The following is a 13,079-nucleotide window of genomic DNA, read 5'->3' on the forward strand; positions in this document are numbered from 1 at the left end:
CGGTGGACTACTCCGCTCGCCGTTTTCGCAGTTCCAGAATCTTCGACCCGACGACTGTGTCCATCTTCACGACGAGTGCACCCTTCTCACGGAGGATCTCTCGCGGTCGCTCATCCAAGAGCAGGTTATGCTGCTGTGTTGTCAGCTCGCTGTTTTCGATTTTGAGAAGCCCGTCCTGGGCGAGCGACTCGTGGCTCAGGCTATCCGGATTCTCGCACGTTCCGGGCCCTTCGGCCGTGAAGTTGGTACTTGCGAATGCGCTCGAACTGTTGAGTTGCGTCACCGTCGAACTCGCAGCGACGTCGGCACTTTCGTCAGTTCGGGTCGTCACGTCGGCCCTGGCGAACGTTGCACTGTCGGAAACGCCTTCTCCGATGTCACCGTGACCCGTGTCCCAATTCCAGAAGGGCTCGTACTGATGTTTATTTTCGTCTTCGGTGTAGCTGGTCAGGTAGCTAAAGGCCATCGACGCGAGGATCCCGCTCGCCGGATTGGACAGAGCGGCAGTGGTCGCTACGCCGACGGCCCCCGAGACGGCCGCGTCAGCGAGTGCTTCGTAGTGGTCGTCCTCTTGCGCCTTCGATTCGGTCGCTTCGTAGGCCCCTAAGGCCTCTTCGTGATTCTGCTGTCTGGACGATATCACGTCACCGCTGAAATTGATGAACACTTCGTTCGCCGCTATCGATTTCGGGTACGAGTAGCTGTCACCGTCCTCGATGAACGAATTACCTACCGAACCGAAGTGGATGCGGTGTGTGTAGTCACAGTAATCCGGGTCGTGCCACGTGTTGTACTGACTCGCGTAAAGGGTCGATTCGAGGTGATGCGTTCCTTCTAACACGTCCCACGTTCGCGTGTGCACGTCAGACCCAAGTTTGGGGTCACCGCCGCCACCGCCACACTCGGGGACGACGCTCTCCTTTCCGAAGTCATAAAACTACAACTTAGACACGAGATTTTATATTTTTCTAGCAATTATCTATGTAACTATCAATTCGTGTTTGGTGTGTGTGTGGAGACTACTCTGTAAGAGACACACCACCAGTAACACCAAAACCGCCAGTGAGCGGCTAAGCTACGGATAGAACTCGTTTAAATCTGGTCGGCGATAGCTTCGACAACGGCGTCGAGCGCGGCGTCGCGCTCACCGATGAGGAACTCGATGCGGCCGTCGCGGGTGCCCTTCGCCGAGATGCCGGCCGTCGGGGCCGTCTCGCTCGCGGCGTCTGCGACCTCGCGTGCGTTCACGCGGCCGTCGCTCCGGACGCGGAGTTCGTCCTCGTCGAAGCCGACCGTGACGTGGTGGTCGCCCGGCGCGGCGTCGGCGCCGAGTTCGCGCCGGTGGATCTCGTCGAGCAGGAGCCCCGTCGGCGGGAAGTCGAAGCGGTGGGTGAACGCCTCGGTGTCGAGCACGGTGAACGAGACGCCGTTCTCGCCGCGGATGGAGAGGTTCGGCTCCACCGTGTCGATCTCCGTTTCGAGCTTCTCGCGGAACTGCTCGGCGACGTGCTCGGCGAGGTCGCGCTTCTCGTGCTCGAACAGGAGGTCGGTGATGAGCTCACGCTTGTCCTCGTAGGACTGGTAGTACGCCTCCAGCGCGACCGCCTCGCGGAGCGCGTCGGTGTGGCTCTCCTCGTAGCCCGCCTCCTCGGCGAGGTCGACGTACGCGTCGGGGGCGTCGTCCCAGTAGCTGACCGCCGGCAGGTGGGCGACGCCGTCCCGAACATCGCCGTTGACGTGGGCAGCGAGGTTCGCACCGAGGACGCCCGCGGTTACGTCGTCGCCCGCGGCGTCGGCGTCCGCCAGGTGCGGATTGACCGACACGTCCGCGAGGTCGGCCACGTCCTCGTCGGGATAGCCCGTGTCGACGACGACTCGCGGCGCGTCGTACACGTCGAGCAGTTCGAGCCCGTCGGCGGACTCGACGGTGCTTCCGGCTCCGACGACCACGAACAGCGGGAGTTTCTCGTCGTGGCGCTCCCGGTTGTCGAGCATCTGGGTCACGTCCTTGGTCGCGTCGGCCATGTCGTAGTCGCCGTCCTCGAGCGGCCGCCGGTCGAAGTAGTGGTACTGGGCGTCGCTCTGGGCGTGCTCGTCGCGGACCAGCGGGAGGACCGCGCGCTCGATGGCCGCGCCGGCGACGTAGCCGTCGGCCGTCGCGTCGTGGCGGACGATGACCGGCCGGGACTCCATCACGGCTCGGCGGACGGCCTCGGCGGCGTCCCGGATGCGGTCGTGGACCGCACCGACCGCGCCGTGGTCGGCCAGCAGGCCCACGTCGTCCGGTCGGGCTTCCGCTCGCAGTGCGTCTTCCAGGCGGGTCTCGACCGTCTCGCGCTCGTCGCCCTCCAGCTTCTGGAGCTCGTCGGTCTCGACCTGAAGCTCGTTGTGCCGGAGCTCGACCACGCCGTCGAGGCGCACGAAGTCGCCGGTCTCGACCTCGGGGTAGGCGCGGACGCCCGCCTCCACGAACGCCGCGCAGTCGACCGTCGCCGACTCGTCGCGGATCTCGAAGACGGTGGGGCCGCTGGTTTGTCGCGCGCCGACGACCTCGCCCTCGATGCGGACCGTCTCGTCCACGCGGTCGCTCAGCGTGGCGATCTGCACGCGGGACGGTTCGGCCTCGGAGTCGGACTCAGAGTCGGCTTCAGCCTGCGATTCGGACTCTGTCTCGGCTTGCGATTCGGACTCTGTCTCGGCTTGCGAGTCGGACTCTGTCTCGGCTTGCGAGTCGGACTCTGTCTCGGCTTGCGAGTCGGACTCTGTCTCGGCTTGCGAGTCGGACTCTGTCTCGGCTTGCGAGTCGGACTCCGTCGACGCTTCGCTCGCGTCTTCCGACTCGGCGACCGACGCGTTGCCGTCGTCGTCTCGGGTCTGCGGGTCGACGGTGCCAGCGCCGTCGGTCGTCGCCTGCTGGTCGCCGTCGTCGCGGCCGTCGCCGTCGCCGTCGTAGTCGTCGGGGAGGACTGCGCCCTGCTCGGGGTCGTCGATGAGCGTGCCGCGGAACTCGCGCTCGGACTGGCGAAGCGACCAGCCCAGATCCACGTTGCCGTTGTCCCGGACGCCGGTGACCTGCACGAACACCTCGTCGCCCTCGTCCCAGTCGAGCGAGTCGAGTCGTCGGTCCAGCTCGCTGCGGTGGAGCAGCCCCGTGACTCGGTCGCCGACGTTGACGAAGACACCGAACTCGGCGAAGCCGTCTACTGTTCCGCTGTAATACCGTCCCGGAGTCAGCTGATTCGGATTGCTGCCGGTGAACTCGAAGAGGACGTCCTGCTCGTGGCTTTCACATATCGCGCCGTCGGCAGGAGCCCCGCAGATGATACACGAACCCATCTTATACGGGAGAAAAATACCCCCTGCCTAAAACTGTTGTCGAAACGTAGCCGGAGGTTCGGTCGCTCCGCACGAGTCCCTACCCCCGTTCGCCGCTGTCCTCCTCCCCGTTCGGCGTACTCCCGCTACTCTCGTTCGCCGTCATCTTCGAACGTCTCGACGCCCGGTAGGTCCGCTACGCCTTCGTGGGCCCCGACGTACTCGGCGTCCTCGACGCTTCGCTCGAACGACTCCACGTCGTTGTACTCCCTGACCGTCAGGACGTGGCCCTCCGCGACCTGAAAGACGATCTCGTCGGTGCCGTCGGCGTGCCGGTAGTGGTCGGCCTTTCGGTGGCCGTCGAACTCGTCAGATGTCATCCGATAAGGTCCCAACGCCGAGCGCCTTCAAGGTTGAGTCCACGCCCGGGTTGCATTCGGTGGAATCGCGTACGACGAAGCATGGTCGGCTTCGATACTGCGTCACCACTCGGTGTGAGGAGTCGCGAGAGTTACTAAATCCAAGTAGTCCAGCTCCGGCGCGCGCGGGAGGAACGAATGCGTAGTTCGAGAGAACTACGCTCTCTCGTCACTGAGCGGGACGGCGTCCCGCGAGGTCGACGGAAGCGTCGCTCCCGTTCGATCCCGAAATCTCCGATTTTCGGCGACAGCGAAGCGAGAAGCGCAGGCGGTTGGGGAGGTTCGAGACCCGCGGTCGCGGTGCGGTTACCCGAGGCTCGAGCAGAAGCTAGTTGCCGGATGACTCCACTTCCCGACGCAGAAGTTGTCGAACTCCCCAATATTGCCCGCTCGAATGCAAATCATGTCGCCCCAAACCCCTAAGTCCGGAGTCGGTGAAGGTTCGGCATGGGAATCCTCGAAATACATTTCCACGACTCCGAATTCGGGTTCGAGTGGGAGTTCAACCCCGCAGCCGACACGTCGCGTGGGCTTCCGTTCACCGGCGACCGCGAGTCCGAATCCGAACCGACCGCAGCCGACGGCGGAGCCGACGCGCCATCGCCCGCCTCGAAGCTACGGTCGCTCGGATTCATGGCGCTCGTGATCGGCGGGACAATCGCATTCAATCGGATTCGGTCGCGGCGCGCACGAAAGGCAGCCGAAGCCGAGGGCGAAGCTGTGGGCCGGCGACTGTCGCTCTCGCACTGGAAGTAGCTGCGGAATAGTGCTCAGAACGTTGGGGGATGGTATTGTTCAAATATGGCCGTTGAACTGAGGAGAAGTCCTCGAAAGCCCTCGGCGCGCTCGCGGTCGCTCAGCGGGATATCCAGCGCGCGCAGTTCTGCGCGCGCTGGATAGTTGCCGCGCTGAGGCGACTAAACTGAACGCGAGCGCGCCTCGCCCTTTCATCCGCCAGGTACGGCGGTTGGTTCACCGGGCGATACAGGGAGGCGGTCGCGCTTATCTGAACACCGCCGCGGGACCGACCCCTACACTTTTCGCCGGCAACGTCGAACTCCATTCGTCATGTCCGAGAGTACGTACTCCGTCTACCTCGTCCAGCGACACGGCGAACAGGGAGGCAAGCGCGAGGTCACGTCGCCGGTGTCGGGCCACGAACTCGACTTCTACGAGACCGGGGTGTGGCTCGACCACGACACCGGCCGGAACTTCTTCCCGTACGGCCAGATCCGAACCATCCGGGAACATCCCGAGGACGATCCAACCGACAGCGAGGCCGCGACTTCGGAGAAATCGGGGGAGTCCGACGAGTTGGCGGTGTCCGATGAGGGGCCGTCCGAAGGAGGCAACGCCGGCGCGGAAGAGGATATGCTGGAGGAGTGACTGCCGAGGACGCGGGGGGAGTACATCGTGGAGCAGTCCCGATACCGAAGGCGGTCAGGTCTCCACCGCCTCGTCCTCCACCGACTCGTAGACCACCACGCCGCCGCGCTCGCGGGGTTCGACCGCGTCGCGTTCGACCAGCACGTCGAGGTGGCCGACCGCCTCGCTCATCGCCGGGAAGTACTCGGTCGCGGGCAAGTCACCGAACAGTTCTTCCATCACTTCGACCGCGGTGATCGGCCCGTCGGCGACGATCTCCCGGACCTTCGCCGTCCGGTCCTCGTGAGCGTCCAGTATCTCCGCGACGCGCTCGCCGGGGCTCGTAATCTCCTCGCGGTGGCCGGGCAGGAAGCGGTCGAACTCCCGCTCGCGGAGGGCGGCCAGCGAGCGGTTGAACGCCGGGAGGACGCGCGGGCGCTCGCCGCCCGTCTCTGGCGGGGGTTGGAGCAGTGGGTTCGGGGTGATGTCCGGCAGGACGTGGTCGCCGACGAGCGCGCGCTGCTCACCGGCGTCGGTCTCGTAACTGAAGATGGTCTCGCCCGCGGCGTGGCCTTGGACCGCCTCCGTAGTCACGGCGGTGCCGGCGACCTCGAACTGATCGCCGTCGTCGAGCACCCGGTCGGTCTCGACGCCCGGCGCGACGCGGAGGAAGGACTCGGGGAGGTCGGTGACGGTCTCGGCGGTCGAGCGCGCCATCCCGTGGCGCTCGAAGCAGTCGACGAAGTAGGACCGCTCGTACTCGAATCGACCTTCGAAGTCGGCGACGATTTCAGCGGTCTGCGGGCTGGCGAGCACTCGCACGCCCTCCTCGCGCAGGCGCTTGGCGAGGCCGAAGTGGTCCGGATGCGGATGCGTGATCACGACGCGTTCGAGATCCGAGGGCACGAGTTCGCGCGCTTCGAGGCCGTCGAGCAGCGCCGCCCACGCCCCTTCGCTCCCCGGTCCGGGGTCGACCAGCGTTCGCCCGGCGAGGTAGGCGTTGACCGGGCCGACCTCGAACGGCGTCGGTATCGAGAGCCGCGTGAACATACCGGTACGTGGCCGCCCGCCGCTAAACCGTTTGTGAACCAGACCAATCGTAGTGGGGAGCTAACTGGTTGCGGAGGTATAGAGGGGGAAAGCATATATCTGTCCTCTGCGTAAGAACATAATGGTGACCCACTGATGAACAACCACTTCGAAGACGCGTGGTACTACGCCCGCCGAACTGCCGCCCACCTCTCGCGGGGCATCCGCGAGGAGCTCCAGCCGGTCGAGCGCCGCGTCCGAGCGGCGACCGGTCGCGAGATCGAGGACCCGTCGCGGACCGAGCGACTGCGCACGAAACTCGACGCGACCGAGGCGAAGGCGGAGCGACGCGCCCGCCGCGCGGCGGGTCGGCTCCGCGAGCGCGTGTAGATTCGCTGTCGAACGGGCTGCGGCCGAGACGCCGTAACCGCACTCGATTTTCCGACCGTAAAGTAAGTCTTAAGTCCGGGAAGGCGAAAGTCCGGAGTACGCGGGTCGGTAGTCTAGTCCGGTTATGACAGCTCCTTCACACGGAGCAGATCGGCAGTTCGAATCTGCCCCGACCCATCTGCTCGTTTCCGCATTCTGAAGGACGGAAAAACACAAGAAGGCGACGCCTTCTCGGTTTCCATACGTCTGTTTCCGACATCCAACTCATCAGGTTGGCTGATTCGCGTGTCCCACGTCACGGGGTTATTATGAAGGGGGCGCGCACGCCTTATATAGCTCTGTACTGGTTACTGTTTGAGGCAACCGCGAGTCGATGCATACCCGTTACGTCTGTGACGCCCTTAGCGAACTCGTGTTGGAAGGTTGTTGATGGCGTTTCTTTCGGTGGGAGGGTGGACACCAGTTTGTAAGTGTATTCGATAGGCTCAGCGTCTAAAAGTATGATTTCGTCGGGATTTGGTTACGATAATTATGAACCGTGTTTGCAAGTGTTTTAACTCGGTATTGGGGTGGGTGGGTTGTAAGATGTCCTCCACAACTACTTGTTTAACTCTGTATCAGGGGTGGGGAACTGCTCGACCGTGAACCTCGGGTGTGGCCGCGAGACCGTCTGAATTTTGTTGTTGAACGGGATGAGATGAGGGAGATCGGCATGAAGCGTGGGGGTGCGCGGACGGAGCCAGCGGAGATGGGGTTTGATTCGTCGTTCGTGTCTGCAGGCGCGTTGAGTGACTAGCGAATTTCAGTCATACGGTTCCCATTCGTACTTTTTCTCCTCTGTTTCATCATCGGTCTCCTCGTTATAGTGGATTGACCCTATTTCCCATCCAAGCTGGTTCCAAAGCAGATAGAATGATTTCCGGAGTTCTGATGGGACATCAACATCGTATCCGTTCAAAGTCACCCGATTAAGGGTGAACTCGTTAGTTCGAAGTGGACGGGGTGAATCAGCCCCCCACATCCGATCTGGTTGGCTCATGATGTGCTGCTCCGCGTCAATCAAGGTTACATAGAGATAGAATGGTGGTGGGATTTCTGCTTCTTCATAGCAGTCTAACGCCTTGTCAACGAAATCAACCACAGTAGGGTCAAAAGTGTAACTGATTTTCGGAGTATCTTTCTGAACAAATGTCATACTGGTACTTACAGCTTCCATCCAGCCATCAACATGGAAACCAACGTAATGACGGAAAGGTTCACCTCCTAAACCGCTTGAATCGCCTGTGACTGCCATACGGCCAAACTGATCACTAAGCCCAGTTCGTGAGTTGAATGCAGGAGGGTTTGGAAGATCCATTGCGATTTTGTCGTGGCTCTCCTCAAGGGCATCTATTGGAATCAGATGAACTGCGACAAGAGGACGATTATCGCGTATTGTACCAGATGGTGCTTCTCGATTGTGAAGTCGCTGGATGAATGACTGATACAGTTCGTCAACTTGCTCTGAAACATCTTCAAATGCTTTCCCCGGAGTGACACTCAGATGGTCTATGGCGAGGCCGTGATTCTCGGTGTCGCCCATTAACCGGTTTCGGAGACGTTCGAAATCCCATATTCGGACACGCCACCCGTACTCGTCTTCAAGTTCACGCTCAATTCGATCCCGTTTTATCGCTGCTGGATTTTGAGTTGTTGCAAATATAAAGAAGTCAAATGACTCCTGACGGTCTGATACCTTTTCTGCGTCACTCTTTACCTTTGACTCCAAGTTGGCACTAATACTGCAGTGGAGAATCCCGTCTTCTTCATCCTGATATAGGAATGAGTCTCGGCCACCATCTGGGCCTCGTGTTCCGGTTGGGTCAACGTCGTATCCCTCACGTCGAAGAAGGTCTGACGCAAGTTGTTCAAGTCGCGCACCATCACCAATTCCCTGAAGTGCAGCTTCAAGGACTGTATTCGTCATTATTTCCTCTTAGTAGGTGGGTGACCTAATGGTTGCGAAGACGGTGTCGCGATTCGCAACGTTTTCACGTAACATTCGTCGAGAATGGGCCGTGCAACGGTTAGTTCGAGCCGTCGGTTACATACTGTTGCTCGCCACAGCTGCAGTGCTGCTTGGGAGCGCACTCGTCGAACCGACGCACGTCTCGTTCGCCGGTGTGGGGTTTGGCGGGAGCCTGGTGCTTGTCGGTGCTGTAACTGCAACCGTTGAACGTCGGAATACGTTCGATAGCTTCGACGGTACATCCTTCGAGCCGAGCGACGCCGCCGACGCCCTCGCGGTCACAGCCGCGGCCGGCCTGACGTACGTCCTGAGCGTTCACGCGGGCTTCGGGCCCGTCCTCGCGTCGGCGCTCGTCGGCGTCGCTGCTGGCCTCGGCATCCCCGATGTCGATACCGCAGCGTACTGTGGGTCGTTCGTCGGCATGGCGTCTCCGGCGGTGTTTCCGTCTGTTAGCCTCGTGCTTGCGGCGGGCCTGCTTTCCGGGTTGGCATTCGTCGCCGCAAAAGGGTCGTTCGCCGGATTCGGCGGCAAACTCGGTACGCTCGCGCTGTTCGGGTGCGCCACAATTGGACTGCTGATAGGTATCGATTACGGCACTACAGCCGGGGTTCAGTGGGGTCACGCCGCGCTCACGGTGCCGATAGCTGCCGTCGCTGCCGTGGTTACCGCCGTTATGAGCGTTCGCTGCGAACTCGGCGCAGTCCTCGGGTCGGCGCTGGTCGGCCTCGTGGCAGGACTTACGTTGCCAGTCGTCGTTCCGGACGTCGGCGAGCTACTGGCGACCGTCGCTTTCTGTGCATCCTTCGTCGGGATGTCGACGCGCGAGCGACTGGGGAGAGAGGTCGGGATCGGGCTCGCTGGGGCGCTGTGTGGCCTCGTCTTCATCGTCGTCGCTCCCGCGTTCGTCGGCGCGGGCGGGAAACTGGGGACGACCGCCTTCATCTCCTGTTTGGCGCTGGCAGGCGCCGACCGACTCGTCACTTCGGTCGGCGACCGGTTCGAGATGTCAGTGTAGCAGCCGTCGAGACGACCTGTGAGCAGCAACCTGATCTCTCGGGTTTTGTGACGAGTAACGCGACGAGCACCGTCCGGGCCACTCCCCCGCGAATCCCGGAGAACGCACACCCGGACCAGATTACCGATACAGAAAGAAGCGAGAAGCGTTACTCCCCGTCGGCGTCCTCGACGCCGCAGTAGTCCACCGCGATGCGCGCGATGGTCTTGGCCGTCTCGACCAGCGACGTGACCGTCGTGTGCTCGTCGGCACCGTGGAGGTTCCAGCCACGCGGGCCGACCGACACCGCGGGAGTGTCGTAGTACAGTTCGTAGAACCGCTCGTCGAGCGCGGCGTTGCCGCCGACGAACGAGCCCGAGCGGCCGGTGACGGCTTCGCCCTGCGCCCTCGCGAGCTGGGCGATATCGGCGTCAGAGTCGATCTCGTGGGGCGCGGCCTGCCAGCCGAACCACTCGACTTCCGGCGGGTGCTCGGCGAGCCACTCGTCGTCCTCGCCGACCGACGAGACCGCGTCCTCGATCTGCTCGCGCACCTCGGCCCGGCTTTCGCCCGGCGGCCAGCCCACGCGGCCTTCCATGGTCGCGACGCCCGGGAGCGTCGAGGGCCAGTCACCCGACTCGATTGTGCCGACGTTGATGTTCGTGACATTGCCCTCCAGCGCGGGGTCGGCCTGGTACGCGGGCGGGTAGTCGATGCGCGCCTTTCGCTCTTTGTCCAGCGAGTCGAGCGCCTCGTACACCTTCGCGGCGTTCCCGATGGCGTTGACGCCCTCGTGACCCCACGCGGCGTGGACGCCCTTGCCGGGGACGACGACGCGGAAGTACATCACGCCCGCGCTGGCGATGCCGACGTTCGGCACGTCGAACGGTTCGGCGATGACCGCGGCGTCGGGCTCGTAGCCCCGTTCGATGGCCGAGAGCGCGCCGCCCACGCCGCCGTCCTCCTCTTCGATGGTGCTCTGGAACAGCAGGTCGCCGCCGAGTTCGACTCCCAGTTCGTCGAGCGCGTCGATGGCGATCAGGGCCGCCGCGAGGCCACCCTTCATGTCGGCGCTGCCGCGGCCGTAGACGGTGTCGTCCTCGCGCGTGAGTTGCCACGGCTCGCGCTCCCACTCGCTCTCGGTCACGTCGACCACGTCGATGTGACCGCCAAGCGTGAGCGTCGGGCCGTCGCCGCCCGGAATCCGCGCCGCGACGTTCGGGCGGCCCTCGTAGCCGACGTCCTCGTAGGAGGAGGTTTCGAAATACCCCTCGTGGCCGTCCAGTTCTTCGGCAGTAGGCTCCCAGACGTCGGGGTCGTGGTCGCCCGCTTCGAGGCGGTCCGCGACGACTTCCTGTGCCGGTGCTTCGTCGCCCGTGACGGTCTCGGCGGCGACGAGGTCGCCGAGCAGGTCGACGAGTTCTGATTCCTTCGCTTCTATCGTGGCGTCGAGTTGGTCGTGTAGCGTCATGTGTTTCGGTTCGGTTGTAGTGGATCGAGTTCGGTCGTCAGTCGGTTCGGATATGGTTGTCAGTCGATTCGGGTTGGTTGTCAGTCGGTTCGGGTTGGTTGTCAGTCGGTTCGGATTGGTGGTCGGCCGCTTCGTTCGCTGCGAGTCGAGCCGGCAACGACTCACCGTCCGAGTCGCTTCTTGATGCCCTCGATCACGTCGGGCGACTCGCCGGCGAGCCCGTTCGGGAAGTACAGCGTGACCGCCACCAGCATCACGCCCCAGATGACGAGCCGGAGCTGGCCGATTCCCCGGAGCGATTCGGAGAGCCCAAACACGATCACGCCGCCGAACGCCGCGCCGCCGAAGGTCCGGAGGCCGCCGATGACGCCCATCGCCATCAGCTCGATCATCTGGTTGAGTTCGAGCATCGGCGGCGAGATGATCATGATGGTGTACGCCTGCAGCGCGCCGCCGATGCCCGCGATGGACGAGCCGACGACGAACCCGACGAGCTTGTACCGGGGCACGTTGTTCCCCAGCATCGAGGCCGCGTCCGAGGACTCCCGGATGGCTCGCGCGACCAGCCCGAACCGGTTGACGAGCAGGCCGTACTGGGCGAGCATCAGCACCGCGACCACGGCGAAGACGAAGTAGAACAGCGCCACGTCGTCGCCGCCGAACAGCTGCGGGAAGCCGGTGTACCCCGTCGGACCGCCGGTGATGCCCCGGAACATGGTGGTCCCGTAGAAGATGATCTCCCCGTACGCGAGGGTGACCATCGCCACGTAGGGGCCGCTGAGCTTCAGCACGGGGTACGCGATGGGCAGGCTGAACAGCGCGGCCGCGAGCCCGCCGAGCAGGATCGAGGCCACGGGATGGATGCCGAAGCCGGCGGCCGCGATGGCCGCGCCGTACGCGCCGATGCCGTAGAAGGCGGCGTGCGCGAAGGTGAAGATGCCGAAGTAGCCCGCGACGAGGATCCAGCTCCCGACCACGAGCACGATGATGACGAGCTGGGTCAGGAGGCTGACCGCGTACGAGGTGACGACCAGCGGGGCGACGAGCGCGAGCACGCACCCCAGCAGGATGAGGACGCCGTTGCGGCTGCGGGCGTCCTCCGAGAGCCGCGACTGGGTCCGACCGAGGAACGCGGCGATGGAGGCGGCGTTCATCCGTCGATCACCCCGCCGATGCCGTCGTTCATCGCGACCAGTACCACGATCATGATTGCGAAGATGATCATCATGGTTGCCTCGCTCGAAACCCAGATCAGACTCACGCTCCGGACGATGGCGATGGCCATCGCCGACACGAGCGTTCCCCGGATGCTTCCCAGCCCGCCGATCATCACGACGACGAACGCGAGCAGGAACGGGTACCAGCCCACCGAGGGGTATACGGCGAACTGCGGCGCGAGCAGGACGCCCGCGAGCCCGGCCAGCGCGGTGCTGAAGCCGAACGTCGCGGCGTAGACGCGCTTGGGCCGGACGCCCATGAGGAGGGCGGTCTGGCTGTCCTGCGAGACGGCCCGGATCGCCAGCCCGAGCTTCGTGCGCGAGATGACGAGGAACAGCCCCATCAGCGCGACGACTGCGATGACGAAGACACTCAAGCGCTGGACGTTGATGGAGATGCCGGCCACGTTCCAGACGCCCTGCACGAAGTTGGGGAACGCCCGCTGTTGGGAGCCCCACTCGATGCGGACCGCGTTCTCCAGCGCGATGGCGAACCCGAGCGTCACGATCATCGACGCCACGTCGAACTCCTCGCGGTCGCGCAGCGGTTCGATCAGCACGTACTCGATGACGAACCCGGCGACGAACGTGACGGCCATCCCGGCGAGCAACGCGACCAGGACGTTGCCGGTCGCGGCGAGCGCGAAGTAGCCGCCGAAGCCGCCGAGCATGAACATCGCGCCGTGCGCGAAGTTGAGCACCCGCGCGACCCCCCAGATGAGGGTGAGCCCCACCGCGATGAGCGCGAGCTGGCCGCCGAAGAACAGCCCGTTGACGATCTGCTGGACGAGCAGTTCGGCGCTAACCACGCGGCTCACCTCCGGCGGGTGCCGCGCGGCAGGGCGACGGCGCAGTCTGCGCCGTCGCCCTG

General features: G+C 63.6%; 12 protein-coding genes and 1 tRNA gene. 5 read left to right on the forward strand and 8 right to left on the reverse strand.

Annotated features, from left to right (window positions below):
* Nucleotides 1-7: 7 nt before the first annotated feature.
* The 3 genes from DPQ64_RS06740 to DPQ64_RS06750 form a co-directional block, all read right to left on the reverse strand.
* Nucleotides 8-841 carry a hypothetical protein gene (locus DPQ64_RS06740; RefSeq protein ID WP_198662034.1) on the reverse strand — a complete coding sequence of 278 codons (834 nt, stop codon included), beginning with the start codon at nt 839-841 and terminating at the stop codon, nt 8-10.
* Nucleotides 842-1,092: 251 nt separating this feature from the next.
* Nucleotides 1,093-3,336: a DHH family phosphoesterase gene (locus tag DPQ64_RS06745; protein WP_115863594.1), complete on the reverse strand. Its 2,244-nt coding sequence runs from the start codon at nt 3,334-3,336 to the stop codon at nt 1,093-1,095.
* A 125-nt stretch (nt 3,337-3,461) separates the two neighbouring features.
* Nucleotides 3,462-3,695 carry a hypothetical protein gene (locus DPQ64_RS06750; RefSeq protein ID WP_115863595.1) on the reverse strand — a complete coding sequence of 78 codons (234 nt, stop codon included), beginning with the start codon at nt 3,693-3,695 and terminating at the stop codon, nt 3,462-3,464.
* A gap of 486 nt (nt 3,696-4,181) precedes the next feature.
* Here DPQ64_RS06750 and DPQ64_RS06755 point away from each other — a divergent pair, with 486 nt between their 5' ends.
* Nucleotides 4,182-4,490, forward strand: coding sequence for a hypothetical protein (locus DPQ64_RS06755; protein ID WP_115863596.1), 309 nt, complete (start codon nt 4,182-4,184; stop codon nt 4,488-4,490).
* Nucleotides 4,491-4,802: 312 nt separating this feature from the next.
* Complete coding sequence (locus tag DPQ64_RS06760; RefSeq protein ID WP_198662035.1) at nt 4,803-5,120, forward strand: hypothetical protein; 318 nt, start codon at nt 4,803-4,805, stop codon at nt 5,118-5,120.
* A 54-nt stretch (nt 5,121-5,174) separates the two neighbouring features.
* On the opposite strand, the gene DPQ64_RS06765 is transcribed toward DPQ64_RS06760, so the two are convergent.
* Nucleotides 5,175-6,149 carry an MBL fold metallo-hydrolase gene (locus DPQ64_RS06765; RefSeq protein WP_115863597.1) on the reverse strand — a complete coding sequence of 325 codons (975 nt, stop codon included), beginning with the start codon at nt 6,147-6,149 and terminating at the stop codon, nt 5,175-5,177.
* Between the two features lie 135 nt (nt 6,150-6,284).
* Between DPQ64_RS06765 and DPQ64_RS06770 the strand changes: the two genes are divergently transcribed.
* Together DPQ64_RS06770 and DPQ64_RS06775 are read left to right on the forward strand one after the other, a co-directional pair.
* Nucleotides 6,285-6,518: a DUF7553 family protein gene (locus DPQ64_RS06770; protein ID WP_115863598.1), complete on the forward strand. Its 234-nt coding sequence runs from the start codon at nt 6,285-6,287 to the stop codon at nt 6,516-6,518.
* Nucleotides 6,519-6,620: 102 nt separating this feature from the next.
* Nucleotides 6,621-6,695, forward strand: a tRNA-Val gene (locus DPQ64_RS06775).
* Between the two features lie 625 nt (nt 6,696-7,320).
* On the opposite strand, the gene DPQ64_RS18680 is transcribed toward DPQ64_RS06775, so the two are convergent.
* Nucleotides 7,321-8,484: a PDDEXK family nuclease gene (locus tag DPQ64_RS18680; RefSeq protein WP_157971621.1), complete on the reverse strand. Its 1,164-nt coding sequence runs from the start codon at nt 8,482-8,484 to the stop codon at nt 7,321-7,323.
* Nucleotides 8,485-8,575: 91 nt separating this feature from the next.
* On the opposite strand from DPQ64_RS18680, the gene DPQ64_RS06785 reads away from it, so the two are divergent.
* Entirely contained in the window at nt 8,576-9,541 is a 966-nt protein-coding gene (locus DPQ64_RS06785; RefSeq protein WP_115863600.1) for a hypothetical protein, read from the forward strand.
* Between the two features lie 148 nt (nt 9,542-9,689).
* On the opposite strand, the gene DPQ64_RS06790 is transcribed toward DPQ64_RS06785, so the two are convergent.
* The 3 genes from DPQ64_RS06790 to DPQ64_RS06800 form a co-directional block, all read right to left on the reverse strand.
* Nucleotides 9,690-10,991, reverse strand: a complete 1,302-nt coding sequence (locus DPQ64_RS06790; RefSeq protein WP_115863601.1) for an ArgE/DapE family deacylase — start codon at nt 10,989-10,991, stop codon at nt 9,690-9,692.
* A gap of 161 nt (nt 10,992-11,152) precedes the next feature.
* Nucleotides 11,153-12,145, reverse strand: a complete 993-nt coding sequence (locus DPQ64_RS06795; protein ID WP_115863602.1) for a branched-chain amino acid ABC transporter permease — start codon at nt 12,143-12,145, stop codon at nt 11,153-11,155.
* On the reverse strand, nt 12,142-13,017 hold the full coding sequence (locus DPQ64_RS06800) for a branched-chain amino acid ABC transporter permease (RefSeq protein WP_157971622.1): 876 nt from the start codon (nt 13,015-13,017) through the stop codon (nt 12,142-12,144). The genes DPQ64_RS06795 and DPQ64_RS06800 overlap by 4 nt, the downstream gene beginning before the upstream one ends.
* Between the last annotated feature and the right edge of the window lie 62 nt (nt 13,018-13,079).

The sequence above is a fragment of the Halorussus litoreus genome, from assembly GCF_003382685.1.
In the GTDB taxonomy this organism is placed as follows: domain Archaea; phylum Halobacteriota; class Halobacteria; order Halobacteriales; family Haladaptataceae; genus Halorussus; species Halorussus litoreus.

Bases quoted from the DNA above. Each gene is read 5' to 3' on its own strand.
- DPQ64_RS06755 (WP_115863596.1), top strand. From the start codon at position 4,182: ATGGGAATCCTCGAAATACATTTCCACGACTCCGAATTCGGGTTCGAG.
- DPQ64_RS06765 (WP_115863597.1), bottom strand. From the start codon at position 6,149: ATGTTCACGCGGCTCTCGATACCGACGCCGTTCGAGGTCGGCCCGGTC.
- DPQ64_RS06745 (WP_115863594.1), bottom strand. From the start codon at position 3,336: ATGGGTTCGTGTATCATCTGCGGGGCTCCTGCCGACGGCGCGATATGT.
- DPQ64_RS06760 (WP_198662035.1), top strand. From the start codon at position 4,803: ATGTCCGAGAGTACGTACTCCGTCTACCTCGTCCAGCGACACGGCGAA.
- DPQ64_RS06790 (WP_115863601.1), bottom strand. From the start codon at position 10,991: ATGACGCTACACGACCAACTCGACGCCACGATAGAAGCGAAGGAATCA.
- DPQ64_RS18680 (WP_157971621.1), bottom strand. From the start codon at position 8,484: ATGACGAATACAGTCCTTGAAGCTGCACTTCAGGGAATTGGTGATGGT.
- DPQ64_RS06770 (WP_115863598.1), top strand. From the start codon at position 6,285: ATGAACAACCACTTCGAAGACGCGTGGTACTACGCCCGCCGAACTGCC.
- DPQ64_RS06750 (WP_115863595.1), bottom strand. From the start codon at position 3,695: ATGACATCTGACGAGTTCGACGGCCACCGAAAGGCCGACCACTACCGG.
- DPQ64_RS06795 (WP_115863602.1), bottom strand. From the start codon at position 12,145: ATGAACGCCGCCTCCATCGCCGCGTTCCTCGGTCGGACCCAGTCGCGG.